Source organism: Brevundimonas sp. (genome assembly GCF_044239655.1).
Taxonomy (GTDB): domain Bacteria; phylum Pseudomonadota; class Alphaproteobacteria; order Caulobacterales; family Caulobacteraceae; genus Brevundimonas.
In genome coordinates, this window is the sequence record NZ_JBIIAY010000010.1 from 1 (window position 1) to 20724 (window position 20724).

13 protein-coding genes and 1 pseudogene are annotated in these 20724 nt (G+C 67.6%); 7 read left to right on the forward strand and 7 right to left on the reverse strand.

The genetic code is table 11. The features are described from left to right. The 4 genes and pseudogenes from ACILQR_RS02570 to ACILQR_RS02585 all read right to left on the reverse strand — a co-directional run. Nucleotides 1-1117 (reverse strand): annotated as a pseudogene (locus ACILQR_RS02570) (glucan 1,4-alpha-glucosidase); the annotation flags it as partial. A gap of 17 nt (nt 1118-1134) precedes the next feature. Further along, the gene (locus ACILQR_RS02575) at nt 1135-2061 is read right to left on the reverse strand and encodes an alpha/beta hydrolase (RefSeq protein WP_395649949.1); all 927 of its coding nucleotides are present in this window, start codon (nt 2059-2061) and stop codon (nt 1135-1137) included. Beyond that, nucleotides 2061-3581: an MFS transporter gene (locus tag ACILQR_RS02580; protein ID WP_395649950.1), complete on the reverse strand. Its 1521-nt coding sequence runs from the start codon at nt 3579-3581 to the stop codon at nt 2061-2063. Before ACILQR_RS02580 ends, ACILQR_RS02575 begins: the two co-directional genes overlap by 1 nt. After that, complete coding sequence (locus tag ACILQR_RS02585; RefSeq protein WP_395649951.1) at nt 3578-5650, reverse strand: glycoside hydrolase family 97 catalytic domain-containing protein; 2073 nt, start codon at nt 5648-5650, stop codon at nt 3578-3580. The genes ACILQR_RS02580 and ACILQR_RS02585 overlap by 4 nt, the downstream gene beginning before the upstream one ends. Nucleotides 5651-5714: 64 nt before the next feature. Here ACILQR_RS02585 and ACILQR_RS02590 point away from each other — a divergent pair, with 64 nt between their 5' ends. Further along, nucleotides 5715-6773 carry a LacI family DNA-binding transcriptional regulator gene (locus tag ACILQR_RS02590; RefSeq protein ID WP_292151906.1) on the forward strand — a complete coding sequence of 353 codons (1059 nt, stop codon included), beginning with the start codon at nt 5715-5717 and terminating at the stop codon, nt 6771-6773. A 176-nt stretch (nt 6774-6949) separates the two neighbouring features. On the opposite strand, the gene ACILQR_RS02595 is transcribed toward ACILQR_RS02590, so the two are convergent. Together ACILQR_RS02595 and ACILQR_RS02600 are read right to left on the reverse strand one after the other, a co-directional pair. Next, nucleotides 6950-8581 (reverse strand): alpha-glucosidase, encoded by a 1632-nt coding sequence (locus tag ACILQR_RS02595; RefSeq protein WP_395649952.1) that lies wholly within the window; start codon nt 8579-8581, stop codon nt 6950-6952. Then, entirely contained in the window at nt 8578-10389 is a 1812-nt protein-coding gene (locus ACILQR_RS02600) for an alpha-amylase family glycosyl hydrolase (protein ID WP_395649953.1), read from the reverse strand. Before ACILQR_RS02600 ends, ACILQR_RS02595 begins: the two co-directional genes overlap by 4 nt. A gap of 283 nt (nt 10390-10672) precedes the next feature. Here ACILQR_RS02600 and ACILQR_RS02605 point away from each other — a divergent pair, with 283 nt between their 5' ends. From ACILQR_RS02605 to ACILQR_RS02630, 6 genes are all read left to right on the forward strand, one after another. Further along, on the forward strand, nt 10673-13447 hold the full coding sequence (locus ACILQR_RS02605) for a TonB-dependent receptor (RefSeq protein ID WP_395649954.1): 2775 nt from the start codon (nt 10673-10675) through the stop codon (nt 13445-13447). Between the two features lie 157 nt (nt 13448-13604). Continuing rightward, nucleotides 13605-15116, forward strand: coding sequence for a tryptophan halogenase family protein (locus ACILQR_RS02610; protein WP_395649955.1), 1512 nt, complete (start codon nt 13605-13607; stop codon nt 15114-15116). A gap of 57 nt (nt 15117-15173) precedes the next feature. Continuing rightward, a complete protein-coding gene (modA, locus tag ACILQR_RS02615; RefSeq protein ID WP_395649956.1) occupies nt 15174-15974 on the forward strand; it encodes a molybdate ABC transporter substrate-binding protein in 801 nt (266 codons plus the stop codon). A 4-nt stretch (nt 15975-15978) separates the two neighbouring features. Then, complete coding sequence (gene modB / locus ACILQR_RS02620; protein WP_395649976.1) at nt 15979-16665, forward strand: molybdate ABC transporter permease subunit; 687 nt, start codon at nt 15979-15981, stop codon at nt 16663-16665. Beyond that, on the forward strand, nt 16662-17309 hold the full coding sequence (locus ACILQR_RS02625; protein WP_395649957.1) for an ATP-binding cassette domain-containing protein: 648 nt from the start codon (nt 16662-16664) through the stop codon (nt 17307-17309). Before modB ends, ACILQR_RS02625 begins: the two co-directional genes overlap by 4 nt. Continuing rightward, nucleotides 17306-19339: a TonB-dependent receptor gene (locus tag ACILQR_RS02630; RefSeq protein WP_395649958.1), complete on the forward strand. Its 2034-nt coding sequence runs from the start codon at nt 17306-17308 to the stop codon at nt 19337-19339. The genes ACILQR_RS02625 and ACILQR_RS02630 overlap by 4 nt, the downstream gene beginning before the upstream one ends. A gap of 15 nt (nt 19340-19354) precedes the next feature. On the opposite strand, the gene ACILQR_RS02635 is transcribed toward ACILQR_RS02630, so the two are convergent. Next, a complete protein-coding gene (locus ACILQR_RS02635; protein WP_395649959.1) occupies nt 19355-20692 on the reverse strand; it encodes a diguanylate cyclase domain-containing protein in 1338 nt (445 codons plus the stop codon). Between the last annotated feature and the right edge of the window lie 32 nt (nt 20693-20724).

A 20724-nucleotide genomic window follows, 5' to 3' on the forward strand; every position in this document is an offset into this window, starting at 1 on the left:
CCTCCTGTACCTTGAGCATCAGGGCCGAGGCATAGGCCAGCTTACCGCCGTCGGTCGATTGTTCAGCCATGCGGGGCAGTTCGCTCAGGGTGCCGAGCCAGTCCTGCCAGCCGACGCGGTCGCCCTGACCATTGTAGTTTGCCAGCACATTGTCGAATCCGGTCCGGTAGCTGGCGATGGCGGCGGCGGCGGCCGCCTGCTCCGTTGCGCCGAAGCCGATGGCGAAGGTCCGAGAACCGACGGACCCTTGCTCGATAGAGGGCAGCCCGCCCGTCAGCATGATGTTGCCGGTGGCATTGCCCGTACTTTGGTAGGCGTGGTCCAGCCGTCCGTCCGCGAGATCTGTCAGACCGTCCGAAGCGCCGACGAAGCCAACGCTGGCGGCGACGAACGGCTCATAGGTCACGGCGGCCAGATGGACGTCGCCTTCTGACGCCCGCAGCACGCCGTAGGGACCGGTCGCGTCGTCGTAGCGCGGCGCCTTCAGCGTTCCGACCGAACCCCTGTCACCGACCCCGGTGTTAGCCATGTGCGGCTCGAGCAGGGCATAGGGGGTGATGCGGCCTTTCAGGGCGCGGAACTCGGCGCGGACGATCAGGGTCTGGTTGTCGGGGTCGGTGTAGATCGTCTTTGTGATCTCGAACCGGCCCTGCTTGTCGGTCGTGACGACGGAATAGGCCGGGGACAGGGGCCGCCCCTCGGCGTCCGCATGAGTGTAGGACACCTGCGAGGTCGTGTCGGTCCCTTCGACGGAAAGCCCGGTCTCGGTCATGACGGCGAAGCGCATCGACTTGATCTGCGCCTCGTGGATCAGGCCATACATGGTCTCGGTCAGGATGCCGTCGGCGATGGAGAACCAGACGCGCGAGACGTTGCCGGTCGTACCGCCGTCGCGATACTGGCCGCCGACATAGGCTTCGTACGACGCGCCTGCGCCCTGTTTGGCGGCACTGGACCAGGTCGGGGCGACACCCGGCGCGCCCGGAGCGACGGCGCTGCCGAGGGGAGGGGCGACGTCCGGCATGAGAAAGGCCTCTTCGCCCATCGAGGCGCAGGCTCCGGTGGCGAGCAGGGCGCAGACGGCGGCGGAGGCGGCGAGGCGGCGGGACAGGGTCATCGGGATACTCGCGAACATCAGGAGGGGGGCAGCAGGAAGGTCAGGGGGGCGTCGAGCCGGCTGTTCCAGCTCTTTTCGTTATGCTCGGCACCGGGGAAGACGAGGGTGCGGAACCGGTCGGGGCCCCAGCCGGCGGCGCGGACCACCGCGTCGATGCGGCTCTGGAAGAAGGCGTAGAACTGATCCAGCGTCTCGTCGCCGCGATCGAAATACAGGCGGTGGGTCGCAGGGTCCGGCAGGCCGGCGGCGATGACGCGGGACCAGGCATCGACGACCGTCTCGCGCCACCGCTCCAGGGCGTCGCCCTCCAGCCGCTCGAGCCGCAGCGGCCAGTGGGTGGACAGGCATCCGGCCGAACCGAACACTGCGGGGTATTTCATCATCGCATGGAGCGAGATCAGCCCGCCCATGCTGGATCCGGCAATCAAGGTGTCGTCGCGGCCGGACAGGGTGCGATAGGTCGCGTCGATCATCGGCTTCAGGTCGCCGACGAGGAACCTCAGATAGCCGTCGGACAGGGGCGCGCCGCCGTACATCGTCAGCAGGCTGTCGCGGACCTCGGCAGGCAGGGCGGCGATCAGGTCGGCGGGGACGTATTCGCGCAGGCGCCGCGGCGTGTTCCAGACCCCGACGACGATGGGCAGGCGGACCTGTCCCGTCTGCCCCAGCCGCGCCAGATGCTCGTCCACGCCCCATTCGCCGAAGGCGGCTTTCGACGCGTCGAACAGGTTCTGGCCGTCGTGCATGTAGAGGACCGGATAGCGGGCGTCGGTCGCGTCATAGCCGGGGGGGAGCCAGACGGTGACGTTGCGGGTCGCCGCATGGGCCGAGGCCATGTCGGGGTGCTCGACCAGACGACCGGCAGTCGGGATGTCGGCCCGAGCCGTGCCCGCGAAGGGCAGGGCGGCGAGAAGGCCGATCAGGGTGCGACGGTCCACCGACATCAGGCGCGCACCGCTTCCTTGACCCGCAGTGCCGCGAGCGCGGCGATGAAGAAGCTGACGCCGCCGATAACCAGGGCCCAGATGGCCTGGCCGTCGAACACACTCTTGAGGATCAGGCCCAGCAGGGTGGCGGCGACCAGCTGTGGCACCACGATGAAGATGTTGAAGATGCCCATATAGACGCCCATCTTTCTGGACGGCACCGCGCCGGACAGGATGGCGTAGGGCATGGACACGATCGAGGCCCAGGCGAAGCCGACCCCGATCATCGGCAGCCACAGCAGGGCCGGATCGCGGACCAGGAAGATGCCGATCAGGCCGAGACCGCCGAGCGCCAGGTTCAGGGCATGGGCCCCGCGTCGGCCGATCCGCTTGGCCAGGACCGGGATCATGAAGGCCGCCAGCGCCGCGACCCCGTTATAGACCCCCATCAGGACGCCGACCCAGTCCGCCCCCTCGCCATAGCTGGTCGAGGTCGGCGACGCTGCGCCATAGTGGACGGCGGTGACGGCGGGCGTGGTGTAGATCCACATGGCGAACAGGGCGAACCAGCTGAAGAACTGGACGATGGCCAGGTCGCGCATGGTGGCGGGCATGCGGAAGATGTCGTCGACGATCTCCGACAGGCCGTTCGAGGTCCGGGCCCGGTGCATCAGCCCGACCGCGATCTGGAGCAGACCGAAGACGGCCAGACCGCCGAACAGGACGTAGAGCTCCTTCTCGATCCCGGAAATGGCGACGCCTGCGAACCCGATCGCGCCGACCGCCAGCCAGATCAGGCCGCCGATCAGATAGGCGCGGATCGAGCGGGCCGGGGCCTCGGCGTCGGCCTGCGACGTGGTCGTGGCGGCGCGGTCGAAGGCAGCGAGTTGCTCGGGGCTGTATTCGCGAGTGGTGACCACGGTCCACAGGACGGCGGCCAGCAATGACCCCGCCCCGACATAGAAGGCGATGCGGACGCTGTCGGGCACAACGCCCGCTGGCGCGACCGAGGCGACGTCGAACACGTTCGACAGCACCCAGGGCAGGACCGAGGCGAAGACCGCACCCGCGCCGATGAAGACGCTCTGCATCGCATAGCCGGCGGTCCGCTGGTCCTCGTTCAGATTGTCGCCGACGAAGGCGCGGAACGGCTCCATGGTGATGTTGATCGCGGCGTCCATGACCCACAGCATCAGGGCGGCGAACCACAGGCTGGGCGAGTTCGGCATGGCGATCAGGGCGATCGTGGTCAGGATGGCACCGAACAGGAAATAGGGTCTGCGCCGCCCCAGCCGACCCCAGGTCTTGTCGCTGAGATGGCCGATCAGCGGCTGGACCAGCAGGCCCGTCATCGGCGCGGCGATCCACAGGATGGCCAGGCTGTCGACCTCGGCCCCCAGGGTCTGGAAGATGCGGCTGGTGTTGACGTTCTGGAGGCCGAATCCGATCTGGATGCCGAAAAACCCGACGCACATGTTGACGATGGCGGCGGGGGACAGCCGGGGTCGGACGGACAGGATCGAAGCCTGGAGGGTCATGCGCGGCGGGCCCGTCCCAAAGGCACGAAGCGGATCGCCTGACCGCCGCCGGGGGCAAGGGCCAGGGTCAGGACGTCGGCCGAGGTGACCTCGCGCTGCTCGATGACGATAGATTCGCGCTTGGTCTTGTAGTCGGCGTCGGGGCCGTCACGGTAGATCTCGGCGCGGTAGCGGCGGCCGTCATCGAGGAAGTCGAGCGGGGCGGTCAGGACGCGCGGGTGTTCGTCGGTGACGGAACCCAGGGCCCAGACGTCTGAGGCCCGGTCCTTCCTCGCGATGGTGACATAGTCGCCGACCTCGCCGTTCAGCACGCGGGTCTCAGCCCAGTCGACGGGCACGTCCTTGATGAACTGGAACGGGCCTGGGTTGGCCTCGTAGTGGATCAGCAGGTCGGCGGCCATCTGGATCGGGCTGTAGATGACGACATAGAGGGCCAGTTGCTTGGCCCAGGTCGTCTGGACGCCGCCGGGGCTGCGCGTCTCCATGCCGAAGATGCCGGGCGTATAGTCCATCGGACCGGCCAGCAGGCGGGTGAAGACCAGGTTCGCCTCATGCTCGGGCGGATTGCCGGGCTGGCCCCAGGCGCTGAACTCCATGCCCCGCGCGCCTTCGCGGCTGATCATGTTGGGATAGGTGCGGCGCAGGCCCGTGTCCTTGAACGGTTCGTGGGCGTTGACGGCGACCTTGTGACGGGCGGCGGCCTCGGCGACGCGCAGGTGATGCTGGCTCATGGCCTGGCTCTCGTTCCAGGCCATGACCGGCGTGCCGTCCGGTCCCGCGACACGGGCCCCGCCCGCGTCAGCGACATAGCCGGTTTTTACCGAATGCATCCCCAGCCGCTCGTAGAGAGCAAAGCCGGCCTCCATCTGTTGCTCGTAGTGGAAGGCGTTGCCGCCAGTCTCGTGGTGACCGATCAGTTCGACCCCCTTGGCCCGGCCGTGCGCCGTCACCGCCTCGATGTCGAAATCGGGATAGGTTTGCGTGAAGCTGAAGTCCGAGCCGTTGCCGAACCAGTTGCCGTCCCAGCCGACGTTCCAGCCCTCGACCAGCACTCCGCCGAAGCCGTGCTCGGCGGCGAAATCGATGTGCTTGATGGCGTTCACGGTGGTCGCCCCGTGCTTGAGACCGGCGTTCCAGCTCTTGAGTTCCAGGTGCATTTCCCACCAGACGCCGAGGTATTTCATCGGCTTGAACCACGAGACATCCCCCAGTTTGTTGGGCTCGTTGAGGTTCAGGATCAGGCTGGATTCGACCAGGCCTGCGGCCGTGTCCGAAACCTGCAAGGTACGCCAGGGCGTGTTGAACGGCGCCTCGCGCACCACCGCCGCGTTGGTCAGGCCGGGGGTCAGGGCGGCACGGAACTTCGTGCCCTCCGAGCGACGCAGGTTCATGCCTGCATAGTCGACGCAGGCCGCTTCGTGGATCGAGACGTGCAGGCCGGAGGTGCCCTTGACCGTCATCGGGGTCTGGGCGCTGCCGACCGCGTCGATGGACGAGCGGTTGTAGAGATATTCCTCGCGGTTCCATTCCCAGGCCGGGATCCACCAGGCCGTGCCGTTTTCCGTCAGGTTGAACTCGGTCAGCTCCGAACCGATGCGAACGGTCTTCAGTCCTGCCTGTTCGGGGAATTCGTAACGGAAACCCAGGCCGTCGTCGTACAGGCGGAAGACCACATCCACGCGGCGACCTAGCACCCCGGTCTCGGCGAAGGCGACCCGCCATTCGGTGTAGTGATTGCGGATGAACCGGCGCTCGCCCCAGGGCTGCTCCCAGGTGTCGTCGAAGGTCATCGGCTGCGATGCCGTCATGGCCATGCCGCGCTCCAGCGCCACCGCGTCGGTCAGCAGGAAGCCGAGCCGGGAGTCCTCGACCACCGGCCGACCCTGACGGCTGGTGGCATACATCGGACGGCCGTCGTTATCTGTGAAGGCCTGGACGGTCAGGACGCCGCCGGGGGAGGAGGCGCTGGCCCGGGTCGCCGGGGTCTGGGCCCGCACGGGGCCTGAGATCAGGGCCGATGTGCCCGCAGCGGCGGCCGAGAGGGCCAGAAATTGACGGCGTTTCATCATGGCGACGCTTCCTTGATTACAGGGTCTTGCCAAGCGAGGCCGAGGCGTCGCATGAGTAAGCAAGATTTGCAGAAAAATTTGCAGACACCGCTGTCGGAGCCCGCGATCCTTGAGCCGCAAGACGACCCGTCTGGAAGACCTGGCCCGGCTGGCCGGTGTGTCGATCGCCACGGCGTCGCGCGCCCTGAACGACAGTCCCGCCGTGAACGACCGCACCAAACAGGCGATCTGGAAGCTGGCGCGCGAGCATGACTATCCGTTCCGGCGCTACATGCCGGCCGGCCCGATCGGGGCCCAGGGCACGATCGCCCTGGTAACGCCGCGCCCGCAGGGGCGGGAAGGGCGGTTGAGCGATCCCTTCTTCCTGGAACTGCTGGCAGGGGTCGGCGAGGCTGCGCGCGAGCGGGGCTGCGACCTGGTCATGAGCCACGTCTCCCCGGCGAACCTGGACGACCTGTCGGTGGCCATGACCACGAGCCGCGCCGACGGCGTGATCTTCCTGGGCCAGAGCACCCTGCACGGCGCCTTCAACCGGATGGCCGAGACCGAGAGCCGGTTCGTGGTCTGGGGCGCCGAACTGCCGGACCAGAACTATTGCTCGGTTGGATCCGACAACATCAACGGCGGGCGCAGGGCGACGTCGCACCTGGCGCGTCTGGGCCGCAAGCGCATCGTCTTCCTGGGCGATTTGGATCCGCCCGAGGCCATGCAGCGGCAACGCGGCTATGCGGAGGCGCTGGAAAACGCGGGGCTGGCGCTCGATCCCGACCTGGTCGTGCCCGCCCATTTCGAGGTCGAGTCGGCCGAGGCCTCGGTGGATTCGATGCTGGCGCGCGGCCTGGATTTCGACGGCATCGTCGCGGCGTCCGACCTGATCGCGCTCGGGGCCGTGCGGTCCCTGCTGCACCACGGCAAGACCGTGCCCGGCGATGTGTCCGTGATCGGTTTCGATAATGTCCCCTTCAGCCGCTACAGCCGCCCGGCCCTGTCCACGATAGCTCAGGACACGATGAAGGCCGGTCGATTGATGGTGTCCAAGCTGCTGGATTCCACAGGCGATCGCGCCGGCCGGTCCGAACGCATCCCGACGGACCTGATCGTCCGGGAGACCTGCGGGGGATAAAATCCTTCTCCCCTTGCGGGAGAAGGTGGCAGCCGAAGGCTGACGGATGAGGGGTCGCACGGTCGGCAATAGTGAGTGTGTCAACGACGGCTGGATAGGTTCGCGTGACCCCTCATCCGTCTCGCTCCGCGAGCCACCTTCTCCCGCAAGGGGAGAAGGAATGTCACCGGTGGAATTCACGTATCCTTCGCCAACAGCAGGCCGGCGAGCGGCGGCAGGGAATCCGACAACGGGTCGGTCACATTCACCGCCTCCACGACAGTCCAGCCGACCGGCATCACCCACGCCTCCGCCGAATGCCCCAGGTTGAAGACGCACAACATGGTCTCGTCCCCTTCATCCCGCTCGAAAGCCAGCAGCGGTCCGGCCTGAACCATCCTCATCGTACCCGTCCGCAGGGCGCCATAGCGGCGCCGCAACCCGATCAAACGGCGGCTGAAATGCAGGATCGAGCTCGGATCGGCCTCCTGCGCATCCACAGCCAGCGGATAGTGCCGCGGGTCGATCGGCAGCCAAGGTTCGACGGATGAGAAGCCCGCCTGGACGGCGTCGGCCTTCCAGGGGATCGGGGTGCGGGCGCCGTCGCGACCCAGAGTTTCGGGCCAGTTGGTGATGGCCTCGGGGTCGACGAGGCGGTCGAACGGCACATGGGCCTGGGGCAGGCCCAGTTCCTCGCCCTGATAGACGAAGACGTTGCCGCGCAGGGACATCAGCAGCAGCATCGCCATCTCGGCGAAGGCCTTTTCGTCGCGACCTTCGGACCAGCGCGAGATGGCGCGCGGCGCGTCATGGTTGGAGAAGGTCCACGATGGCCAGCCCTCGCCATCCATGCCCGGCCACATCGCGGGGCCCTTCTGGACCAGCTCAGCGTCCAGATGATCCGCATACAGATAAAGAAATCCGTAGGCGGAATGAAGCAGGCGGTCGCCCTGGGTATACTGCTTCATTTCCGCATTGGCACGGTCGCCACCGACCTCTGCCACCAGGAACCGGTCGCCGGCATAGCTGTCGGCCAGGGCGCGCAGGCGGCCGAGGAAGACCGGGATGCCCGGCTGGGACTGGTTGTGGATCTTGTCCTGGAAGTCGAAAGGTCGGGTCCGCTTGCCGTTCGAGGTCAGGGGCGGATTGTCGGTCAGCTTCGGGTCATGGATGGCGAAGTTGATGGCATCCAGACGGAACCCGTCCACCCCCCGGTCCAGCCAGAACCGCATCGCGTCGATCAGGGCATCCTGCACCTCGGGATTGGCCACATTGAGCTGCGGCTGCTCCTTCAGGAAGTTGTGCATGTAGTACTGGTGACGGCGCGCGTCCCAGGTCCAGGCGGGACCACCAAACACCGACTGCCAGTTCGAGGGCGGGGAGCCGTCCGGCTTGGCGTCGGCCCAGACGTACCAGTCGGCCTTGGGATTGATCCTGTTCTGGCGGCTTTCCTGGAACCAGGCGTGCAGGTCTGAAGTGTGGGAATAGACCTGGTCGATGATGACCTTGAGCCCCAGTTCGTGGGCGCGCGTCACCAGGGCGTCGAAATCGGCCAGGGTCCCGAAGATCGGATCGACGTCGGTATAGTCGGCGACGTCATAGCCGAAATCCTTCATCGGCGAGGTGAAGAAGGGCGACAGCCAGACGCCATCGACGCCAAGGGATGCGATATGATCCAGATGGGCCGTGATGCCCGGCAGGTCGCCGATCCCATCGTCATTGCTGTCGGCGAAGCTGCGCGGATAGACCTGATACAGCACCGCTCCCCGCCACCATTCGGTCGCGGTTTCGGTCGTGGTTTCGGGATGGCTCAGGGTCTGGACGGTCACGCAGGGTCTTTCGATACGCAAATCATGTAGTCGAGGGCGGGAACGGTAACCCGGATCGATCCGGGTGCCGATGCGGCGGGGCAGGACCCGCGCAGGCTGCTCCAGTCCTGTGACGCGGTCGCGACCTCGATATTGACGGTGATCGGCGTGGTCGCCGAGTTGTAGATGATCAGGGTCTCACCGGGTTCGCCGTCGATGACGCGCGACACGGCGAACAGGCCGGGCGTCTCGCTCGTCGCGCGCACGATCTGGCGACCCCGGCGCAGGGCCGGGGAGGCCGCGCGGATGCGGGCCATCTCGGCGAGGCGGCGATACATCGGTGCCTGTGTCGAGAAGGATTCGCCAGCACCGCCGATCCGGGGGTGGGTCGCATAGTCGGCAACCTCGCTCGGGAACATGTCCGCGCGCGCGGCACCGTACCCGCCGATGCCAGCAAAGCCCTGTTCGTCGCCGTAATAGATCGTCGGCACGCCCCGGCCGAACATCATCAGGGCGTGGGCCAGGGTCGTGCGGGCCAGCAGTTCGTCGGCCGAAGCGTCCGGATGGGCCTTGGCGATGAAGCCGCCGATCCGGCCCATGTCGTGGTTGCCGAGGAAGGTCGGCAACTGCATCGCCCCGGCCTCGCCCCCGGCATAGAGGGCGTCGGCCATATAGAGTTTGGCCAGGGCGTCGGTCCCCTTGACCCCGTTGGCGACATCGGTGGCGGTGGTCTGGAAGGCGAAGTCGAGCACGGCTGGATAGCGATCCACCTGGGTGAACCGCGCCAGGATGCCCGGGTCGTGGTCATAGACCTCGCCGAAGATGTGGAAGTTGGGGATGCCCTTCGCGCGGGCGCGCTCCAGCATGGCGGGAACAAAGGCCTGCCAGAACTCGGAGTTCACGTGGCGGGCGGTGTCGATGCGGAAGCCGTCGATGCCGTAGCGGTCGATCCAGTCGCCATAGATCTCGATCATCCCCTGAACCACGCGCGGGTTCTCGGTGTAGAGATCGTCGAGTCCTGCGAAATCGCCGTCCAGCGAGCTCTCGCCCTTGAAGGTCGTGTCGCCACGGTTGTGGTAATAGATCGGGTCGTTCAGCCAGGCCGGAACCTTCACCGTCGCCTCGGCCTCGGGCACATAGGGGGTGTAGGCGTAGTCGGGTCGGGTCAGCCGCTCGAAATTCGTGCCGTCGAACCCGGCGTTGATCGCCGCACCCTCGATCCCGCCTTGCCGTGAGTACGGATAGTCGGCGCGGCTGCGATAGGCGCAGTCGTTGGCCGGGCATTCGCGGTAACGGATCACGTCCGCCGTGTGGTTGGCGATGATGTCCATATAGACCTTCATGCCGCGCGCATGGGCGGCATCGACGAAGGCCTTGAACTCCGCGTCGGTGCCGAAGTGGGGATCGACGGTCGTAAAGTCGGTGATCCAGTAGCCGTGCGCGCCCGAGAACTCGCGGCCGGGTTCGCCCTGGACCGGCTTGTTCCTGAACACCGGTGCCAGCCAGACGGCGGTGGCGCCCAGGCCCTGGATATAGTCCAGACGCGCGGTCAGTCCGGCCAGATCACCGCCGTGATAGAAGCCCTCGTCGGTCGGGTCGAAGCCGTGCTGGAGCTTGCCGCCCGCGATCCCCCCGGTGTCGTTGGATCGGTCGCCGTTCTCGAACCGGTCGGGCAGCAGGAAGTAGATCACCTCGTCCTGCGGCAGGCGCGCGCGGAAGTCGGTCGGCGCCTGGGCCGCGCCGGTGGTCGGCACGATCATGCACGCCAGGGCACCCAGCAGACCGGCGGCTGCATTCCTGTACCGGGTTCTTGACGTCAGATGATCCATCCGTCCCTCAAAAGCGTGTGGGGGATACATCGTCCACCCAGCATCTTTGCAAGATTTTGCAAAACAGATTGCCGCTGTCAACCGTTTCCGGAGCGGCAAGATTCGGCATGGATCGCCGTGTTGCGCCGCAATATGGGCGTGGAAAGTGCGTGTTACGCTGCGGCAGAAGCGCCTTTTTCACGCCCCGATCATTACGGGCTTGCAAGAACCGTCATTCTTTGCATATTTTTGCGAAGGCTTGATCGGCAGCGTCAGAAACGCGGACAGCCCCAGGGAGATGACAATGACCAATCGTTTCACCACGCGTTCGCGTCTGATGACCGGCGCCGCCGTCGGCGCAGGCCTGCTGCTGGCGCTTGCCGGCCCCACCTACGCCCAGACCACACAGGACGAGGACGCGACCCAGGTCGACGAGATCGTCGTCACCGGCATCCGCGCCTCGATCGCCAACTCGATCGCCGCCAAGGCCCGCAACACCTCGATCGTCGAGGTCATCACGGCCGAGGACATCGGCAAGCTGCCGGACGTCTCGATCGCCGAATCACTTGCCCGTCTGCCCGGTCTGACGGTCCAGCGCCTGGACGGTCGCGGTCAGCTGATCTCGATCCGCGGCCTGGGCCCCGACTTCACCACCGCCCTGCTGAACGGCCGTGAACAGGTCACCACCGGCGACAACCGCGGCGTCGAGTTCGACCAGTATCCTTCGGAACTTCTGGGCGGCGTGACCGTCTACAAGACCCCTGACAGCGCCCTGGTGGGTCAGGGTCTGGCCGGGACGGTCGATCTTCAGACCATCCGCCCGCTGGCCTATGGCCGTCGCACCATCGCCGGCAACGTCCGCTACGAGATGAACGACATCGGCGCGCTGAACGCCGGCACGACCGACACCGGCACCCGCTACAGCCTGTCCTACATCGATCAGTTCGCCGACGACACGATCGGCGTCGCCATCGGCTATGCCCACATCACCAGCCCCTATCAGTCCGAGCGCTTCAACGCCTGGGGCTATCCCAACGCCACCCCGACCTCGCTGGTGATCGGCGGGACCAAGCCCTACGTCATGTCCAGCGAGCTGGAGCGGGACGGCTTCGCCGGTACCCTGGAATGGCGTCCGAACGATCGCTTCTCCTCGACCATCGACGCCTTCTACTCCGAGTTCCAGAACACCCAGATCCTGCGCGGCATCGAGTTCCCGCTGGCCTGGGGTGGATCGTCGGGCACGTGCGGTACGCCGCAGGTCCAGACGGCGACCTGCCGTCCGGGTCCGGTTCTGACCACGACCACGACGGAGGACGGCTTCGTTACGGCCGGCTCGTTCTCGAACGTGAAGGGCGTGGTCCGCAACGACGTCAACACCCGCGACAGCACGATCACCTCGCTGGGCTGGAACACGAAGTTCCAGGCGTCGGACGACTGGGGCTTCGCTCTGGACCTCAACTATTCCAAGGTTGAACGCAGCGACATCATCCTGGAGACCTATTCCGGCACGGGCCGCGACGTGACGGGCACTCTGGATACCCTCGGGTTCACGATCGACAACGACGGCGTCCCGACTTTCTCCAGCCGCCTGAACTACGCCGATCCCAACCTGATCCGCCTGACGAGCCCGCAAGGGTGGGGCGGCGACGTGATCCCGGGCGGCCAGGACGGCTATTTCAACACCCCGACCGTCAATGACGAACTGAAGGCCATCCGCGTCAGCGGCCGCCGTGAACTGCATCAATCGCCGTTCAGCTCCATCGATTTCGGGTTCAACTACTCCGAACGCGACAAGGAGTTCGTCAACGACCAGTTCTTCCTTGGCGTGCCCGGTGGCGCGACCGTGGCGGTGCCGACGGCTTTCCTGCTGGCTCCGACCAACCTGGGTTACCTGGGGATTTCCTCGGTAATCAGCTATGACGCCCTGGGTCTGGTGAACAGCGGCTTCTACAATGTTGTCCGCAACCCGAACGCCGATGTTCTGGCCGGCAACTGGGCCGTCAACGAGACGGTCTCGACCAGCTACATCAAGGCCAACATCGACCATAACCTGTTCGGCATTCCCCTGACCGGCAACGTCGGCGTCCAGGCTGTGATGACCGACCAGAGCTCGTCCGGCTTCTCGGCCAGCGGCAACGGCGCGTCTCGCGTTTCGGTCGCCGTCGAGGGCGGCGCGAAGTATCTGGAGATCCTGCCGAGCTCCAACTTCATCCTTGAGGTCGGTGAAAACCAGTTCCTGCGCTTTGCCCTGGCCCGCACCCTGGCGCGGCCCCGGATGGACGACATGCGGGCCTCGCGGAACTTCGGCTACGACCTGTCCAAGCGGACCTCGACCGACATCAACAACTCGCCCTGGGGCGGTGGCGGCGGTAACCCCGAGCTGAAGCCCTACATCGCCGATGTCTTCGACGTTTCGTACGAGAAGTATTTCGCCAACCGTCGCGGTTACGTTTCGGTCGCGGCCTTCTACAAGCATCTGGAATCGTTCGTTTACACGCGCAACCAGCTGTTCGACTTCACCGGCTATCCGATCGGCACCAGCCCCGAGCCCGCCCTGCGGACCGGTCTGGTCAGCGCGCCCGACAACGGCTCCGGCGGTTGGGTCCAGGGTGTCGAGTTTGCCCTGTCCGTGCCGTTCGAGATCATCTCGCCGATGCTGGAAGGCTTCGGTGGCCAGTTCAGCGTTTCCCAGACGGACAGCGAGATCCAGCCTGACCCGACCCAGGCCCCGACGGCCCTGCCGGGTCTGTCGGAAACGGTCGCCAACGTCACGGTCTACTATGAGGCGAACGGCTTCCAGGCGCGGGTGTCCAACCGCTATCGGTCGGACTTCCTGGGTGAGGTTGCCGGCTTCGGTAACGGCCGGACCCTGCGTTCGGTCGCCGCCGAGAACATCATCGACGCCCAGATCGGCTATGAGTTCCAGTCGGGCCCACTGGAGAACCTGTCGGTCCTGGCCCAGGTCAACAACCTGACCGACGAGCCGTTCAAGACCTTCGAGAACGGTGACGAGCGCCGCACGATCGACTTCCAGCGCTACGGCCGGACCTTCCTGTTCGGCGTCAGCTTCAAATACTGAGACCACAGCGGCGGGCGCTCCCCCCCCTGTCCCGCCGACTGAACCTTGCGCCGCTCGTCGATCCCGACGAGCGGCGTTTTCTTTGCCGCAGCGCAAGCTGCTAGGGTCTAGGCGGAGCCCGGGAAACACGGGCCCGCGTATTGAGGAAACGCAAGGCATGGCCGAACCGATCAAGTCGATCCTCATCGTCGGTGGGGGGACCGCCGGATGGATGGCGGCCGCCGCCCTGAACCGGTCGCTGGGGCCGCACTGCAAGGTGTCGCTGGTCGAGAGCGACGACATCGGCATCGTCGGAGTGGGGGAGGCGACCGTGCCGCCGATCCGCGACTTCAACGCCCTGATCGACCTCGACGAGGCCGAGTTCATGCGCGAGACTCAAGCGACGCTGAAACTGGGCATCGAGTTCGTCGACTGGGGCATCAAGGGCAAGACCTATCTGCATCCCTTCGGCACCTTCGGCCCCGGCCCGACGCTGGCGGAGTTCCAGCAATCCTTCCTGGCGCTGAGGGCCAAGGGCCGGATCGCCGACGACATCGAGGCCTATTCCCTGTGCGCCCAGGCCATGAAGGCGGGCAGGGCGGGATTGCGTGATCCGGACCCCCGCTCGCCCCTGAGCGCCCTGTTCACCGCCTATCATTTCGACGCCGGCCTCTATGCGCGATACCTGAGAAAGGTCTGCGAAGGGCGGGGCGTCGAACGGCTGGAAGGCGAGATCGTCGAGGTGATGCAGAGGCCGGAGGACGGGTTCGTCGATCGGGTACGGCTCAAGGACGGGCGCGAGCTGACCGCCGACCTGTTCATCGACTGCACCGGTTTTCGCGGCCTGTTGATCGAGGGCGCACTGAAGAGCGGCTTCGAGGACTGGTCGCACTGGCTGCCGATGAACCGGGCCTGGGCCGTGCCGTGCGAGCGGGTGTCGCCGACGACGCCCTTCACGCGATCGACGGCGCGTGACGCCGGTTGGCAGTGGCGGATCGCGCTTCAGCACCGCACGGGAAACGGTCACGTCTATTGCAACGATTACGTCGATGACGACACAGCGCGTCAGGTGCTGCTCGATAATCTGGACGGCCCGGCCTTGGCCGAGCCCCGGCCTCTGCGGTTCACGACGGGACGCAGGATGGCGTTCTGGGCGAAGAACGTCGTGGCCTTGGGCCTGTCGAGCGGGTTCATCGAGCCGCTGGAGTCGACCAGCATCCACATGGTCCAGTCGGGCATCTATCGGCTGTTGCAGCATTTCCCCGACAGCCGGTTCAGCCCGGTCAATATCGAGGCCTACAATCGCCGTCTGGGGGCCGAGGTCGAGTTGATCCGCGACTTCGTCATCCTGCATTATCACGCGACCCAAAGGGACGACACGCCGTTCTGGCGGCACGCCGCAGCCATGCCCATCCCCGACACCTTGCGCCAGCGGGTCGAGGCCTTTCGCGATCGGGGTCTGTTGTATCAGTCGGGGGCCGACGAGTATTTCAGCCAGGGCTCATGGATGGCGGTCATGTACGGGCAGGGCGTCGTCCCGGTCGGGCGCAACCCGCTCTATGACTTTCAGGCCCTGGATCAGGTCCAGGCGGGCTTTGGCCAGATCGCGAAGGGTTGGCGCGATACGGTCGCGCGCATGCCCATGCACGACGACTTCCTGAAGGCGCGCGGCATGTGGGCTGCGACATAGGGTCAGGCGCGCCTTTCCCGCATCCCGATCTGTGCTAACCGGCGCGCAGGAGAGCGGATGGCGCAAGACTTTGCAGCATGGCGGCCGACACGGCGCGCGGCCCTGGTGGTTACCCTGCTGGGCGTGTCCGGGTGTGGCTCTGCGCCGTCTGTGCCGCGCGTGGTCGCGCTCTTTGCTGCGGCGTCCCTGGCCGAGGCCATCACGGAAATCGGGTCCGCATGGCAGGCCGCGACCGGCGTGGCCGTAAGGTCGTCGTTCGCGGGCAGCGGTGCCGTGGCGCGACAGGTCGAGGCCGGGGCACCGGCCGATATCGTGGTCCTGGCGGATGCGATCTGGATGGATCGGCTGATCGAGCGCGGGCGGGTCGTGCCCGAGACCCGGGTCGATCTGGTCGGCAACCGGCTGGTGGTGATCGCGGCCGCCGATGCCGCGATCCAGGGCGACCCCTTCGACTGGATGGCCCGCACCGACGGACGCTTGGCCATTGGCGACCCCGACAGCGTTCCCGCCGGGGCCTATGCCAGGACCTGGCTGCAGCAGACCGGGCGGTGGGACTCGGTTCGTGAGCGGCTGGTGCTGGCAGCGGATGTTCGGGCCGTGCGGGCCTTCGTCGCGCGAGGAGAGGCCCCCCTCGGTATCGTCTATGCCAGCGATGTCGTCGGGGCCGGTCAGGTCCGCGTCGTGCTCTCGCCGCCGCTGTCGGAACAGCCCCGGATCCTCTACCCGGCCGCCCTGACGCGTACCGCCCCGGCCGAGGCTGCGGCGTTCCTCAGCCACCTGCGATCTGCCGAGGCGAGGGCGGTCTTCCACCGTTACGGCTTCGACGCCCCGGCCACCGGGAGCGTGTCGCCTGTTTGAGCCGCTGTCGCCCTTCGAGATCGAGGCTGCGCTGTTGTCGCTGAAGGTGGCGGGGGCGGCGATGCTCGTGACCGCGCCCCTGGCTCTGGGTTTGGCGTGGTTGCTGGCGCGCGGGGTCTTTCCCGGCAAGTGGCTGGTCGAGACCCTGGTCAACCTGCCTCTCGTTCTGCCGCCGGTGGTGACCGGACTGGTCCTGTTGATGCTGTTCGGCGTGAGGGGGCCCATCGGAGGGTGGCTGCATGACGTCTTCGGCGTGACCCTGGCCTTTCACTGGACGGGGGCCGCCCTGGCCGCCGGGATCATGGCCCTGCCGCTCGTGGTGCGGCCGATGCGGCTGTCGCTGGAGGGTGTCGATCGAGGGCTGGAACAGGCGGCCTCCAGCCTGGGCGCGCCGCCGTGGCATGTCTTTGCCCGCATCACCCTGCCGTTGGCCGCGCCGGGCATGATCGCCGGTCTGGTGCTGGGTTTCGCCCGCGCCTTCGGGGAGTTCGGGGCCACCGTGACCTTTGCCGGGGCCATTCCCGGTGAGACCCAGACCCTGCCGGTCGCCATCTATGCCTCGCTTCAGCGTGCGGACGGAGAACCGGCCGCGATCCGTCTGGCAGTCGTCTCGGTCGCCGTCTGTATCCTGGCCCTGGTCCTGGCCGAATGGACCAACCGGCGCAGCCTGCGCGGGCGGACGCGCGCATGAGCCTGTCGTTCCGGGTCCGCGCCCGCCGCGGCGATTTCTCGCTCGACGTGGCGTTCGCGGAAGCCGTCCGGTGCCTGGTGGTGGTCGGCCCGTCCGGCGCGGGCAAGACGACCCTGCTTCAGGGTCTGGCCGGCCTAGGCCCCGTCGATGAGGTTCATCTGGCCATCGACGATCAGATCGTGGTCGACGGCACGACCGGGCCCGCCCTGCCGGCGCATCGGCGGGGCGTCGGCTATCTGTTCCAGGAGGGGCGGCTGTTCCCGCACCTGAACGTGGGGGCCAACGTCGCCTTTGCACGACCCTATGCGACCGACCCAATGGACGTGACGGAGGCGCTCGGCCTGGTCGATCTCGAGGGGTTCGAGACCCGGTGGCCGGCAACCCTTTCGGGCGGTGAGATGCGACGTGTCGCCTTTGCCCGGGCCATCGCGGCCCGACCGCGCATCCTTTTGCTGGACGAGCCGTTCGCAGGTCTGGACGCGCGCCGCCGCGACGCCCTCATTCCCTATCTGATCAGACTGCGAGACGAGGTCGGCACGCCGATGGTGATTGTGACGCACGACCCCCGCGACGTTGCGGCCCTCAGCCAGGCCGTGCTGCGGATCGAGGACGGCCGGACCGTGGACGGACCTTACCCCGCATGATTCAGGATGCGCCGCCTGCCTTGCCCGAGGTCGTGGTTACGGGGGCCCGGCTTCCACCCGCCGCCGGGGATGCCGCCTTTTCGGTCACGCGACTGGACCGTACTGATCTGGACCGTTCGACGCGGCTGGACGAGGCGCTGGGCCGGGTTCCGGCGGTGTCCCTGTTCCGCAGGACATCCAGCCTCGCCGCCAATCCCACGACCCAGGGGATTTCACTGCGGGCCATCGCGCCGTCCGGGGCGGGCCGGGCCCTGGTCACCCTCGACAATGTGCCGCTGAACGATCCCTTCGGCGGCTGGGTGCTGTGGTCCCAGGTCGCGCCGGAAAGCCTCGACAGTCTCGACCTTGTGCGCGGCGCGGGGGCAGGGGCCTATGGCGCAGGGGCTCTGACGGGCGTCATCGCCTTGCGCGAACGGGACGGTGAAGACGGGCGTCTGGACGTCTCGGCCGCGGGCTACGGCGGGCGGCGGGTCGCGGCCACCACCGGCTTGAGGACCGGCCGGGTGGCCCTCACCGCCTCAGTCCTCGCTGACCATTCCGAGGGGTACACGCCGGTGCGCTCCGCTGCCGCCGGGCCCGCCGACACGCCGCTGGACCTCGACACCCGGAGCGCGGCCCTGCGCGCCGACGTCGAGCTGGACGGCGCGACGGCCCTGTCGATGCGGGCATCGGCCTATGACGAGGATCGGGGCTCGGGGCTTTTGAACACCCGCTCGACCGCGACCGGCCACAGCGTCTCCGCGACCCTGGCCCGCACCCCGGCGCGGGGTCGCCTCGGCTGGCGCCTCCAGGCGTGGCGGCGAGAGAGCGACTTCGCCAACGCCTCCGCCTCGGTCGCTCCCGGCCGGTCCGGCACGACGCCCGCGAACGACCAGTACGCCACGCCCGCAATCGGCTGGGGCGGCAACATGGCTCTGCGCCAGACCGGCATCGACGTCTCCAGCGGGCGGTTTGAGTGGGAAATTGGCGCCGATGCCCGGCTTTCGGAAGGCGAGACGCAGGAGCGTTTCAGCTGGTCGGTGCCGCTGAACCGCTTTACCCGCGACCGGTTTGCGGGCGGGGAGACCTCGGTGGTCGGTGGCTATGTCGAGGCATCGTGGACGCGTGACGTCTGGCTGGTGGCCGGCGGGCTGCGGGTCGATCGCTGGGGCAATGCCGGGGGGCGGCGGCTGGAGCTGGATCGGGCCACCGGCGCGCGCCTGCTGGACGAGACATATCCCGACCGGTCCGGCGAGGTGACCTCGGCCAGGCTGGGTGTCCGGCGTGATCTGGGGCAGGGATTTGCCGCTCGCGCCGCCGCCTATTCCGGGTTCCGGCCTGCGACGATCAACGAACTGCATCGGCCGTTTCGCGTCGGCAACGATATCACCGAGGCCAATGCGGCGCTGGAGCCCGAGCGATTGCAGGGGATCGAGATTGGCTTGAGTTGGGAGGGTTCCTCCACGCGGCTGGGGGCCACCCTGTTCTGGAACCGGATCCGGGACGCCATCGTCAATCTCACCGTGGGGACCGGCCCCGGCGTGATCGCCGCCCTGCCGCGCGGAGGCTTCGTCCCGGCCGGCGGCGTGCTGAGGCAGCGTCAGAATGCCGGGACCATCGCGGCGACCGGGCTGGAGCTGAACGCCGAGCATCGGCTGGACCAGATCACCCTCTCGGCCGCCCTGGCCTGGACGGACGCGACGATCGATGGCGGCACGGCGGCGGCGCAACTGACCGGCCTGCGTCCTGCCCAGGCCCCGGAGTGGAGCGTCACCGGCGGGATCGACTGGCAGGCGACCGACCGGTTGAATCTGTCGCTCAATGCGCGCTACGAGAGCGCCCGGTTCGACGACGACCTGAACAGCCGCACGCTCGATGCGGCCGTGACGGCCGATGCGCGTGCCGGGTACCGGGTGGGGCAGGGCGTCAGCCTGTATGCGGCCGTCGACAATCTGTTCGATCGGGACGTCGAGGTGTCCCTGACCGGGGACGGCGTCGCCGGATACGCTGCGCCGCGCATGGCCAGGGTCGGGATCACGCTCGACTGGTGATCCTCGTTCGGCGGCTCAGCCCGCAGACCGTGCCGCGACGATAGCCTGGGCGCGGCGGGTGGCGAGGTCGGCGGAGGCCCGCTCCAGCACCGAGGCGGGACTTTCGCCGGGGGCCACCTCGGCCGAGCCGATGTCGAACTCGACCACGAAGGGTGACCGTTCAGGCCCGGCGTCGAAGGCGGTGCAGCCGACCACGGCGGCGATCCGTTCGGCGGCCAGACGTGCGGCGGGACCTGCCGTGGCGGGCAGGGCCAGGGCGAAGACCTCGGGGGCCAGACGCGCCGCCGTATCCTCGACCCGCACCAGACGCGATACCATCGCTCCGATCTGGGGCATGGCGCGGTCCAGCCAGCCGCCGACCCTTGCATGGGCCAGCACATCGGTCTCGGCGACACGAAGCACACAGACCGACAGCGGACGTCGCCGGTTCCTCGCGCCTTCGGCCAGCCGAGCCAGATGGGCGGCGAACAGCTCGGGCGTGAACAGGCCCGTGGACGGGTCCATCAGCCCCGAACCGCGCGCGGCCTCCAGCGCCCTGCGAACATTGACGTGGCGGCGGTGGGCGTCGGCGAGGGCCAGCACCCGCGCCGCGATCTCGGCCTCGGGCGTCTCGGCCGAGGCGACGTCGGCGAAGCCCCGGTTGAACAGCTCGGCCAGGTTGATCTCGCCGGGATGGCGCAGATAGAGGGTCAGCGGGATGTGATACAGCCGCGTGTTCCGCTTCATCCCCGAAGCGATCGACAGGGCCGGGGCATGGTCGGGCGAGCCCCACAGGACGGCCGCATCGAACGCCGTCTCATGCAGGTAATCGAAGGCCGTATAGGGGGTCGGCGCGGCCACCACCTCGGCTCCACCGTCAGACAGGGCGTTGGACAGGGCCAGAAAGCGCGAATCGACCCCGCCCGCGACCAGGACCTTGAGCGGCCGGGCTTCGTCGTCGGTCAGGTCCAGCGACGCCCCACGCAGGGCGAAGGTCGCCTGACGCAGCCGGAATTCCTCCTCCGCGATGGCGGCGCGGACCAGCTGTTCGAGCCGCAGCGCCGCCTGGGCCGGATGGGGCGGCTCGGACATGGCCAGATCGACGCCCGGCGCGGCCGTGGCCTCTCCGATCGCGATGATCGACAGCCGCCGATCGCCTGCGGCCTGACGCAACCGCTCGGCCAGGGCCGGATAGTCGGGGTGGGCGGTGTCCAGGATCGCGGCTTCCAGCACGAAATCGTTCAGCGCCGCCTCGGCCGCCGCGCCCGACCGTGCGGTCAGGGTGCGCCAGCCGACGGCGTCCAGCCCCCGGCACAGGGCACCGAGCCGGTCGTCGGTTTCGGCGACAATCAATACGCGCGGATCGGGGCCCAACCAGACGTCTCCAGACGCGACGGCCACCGCTC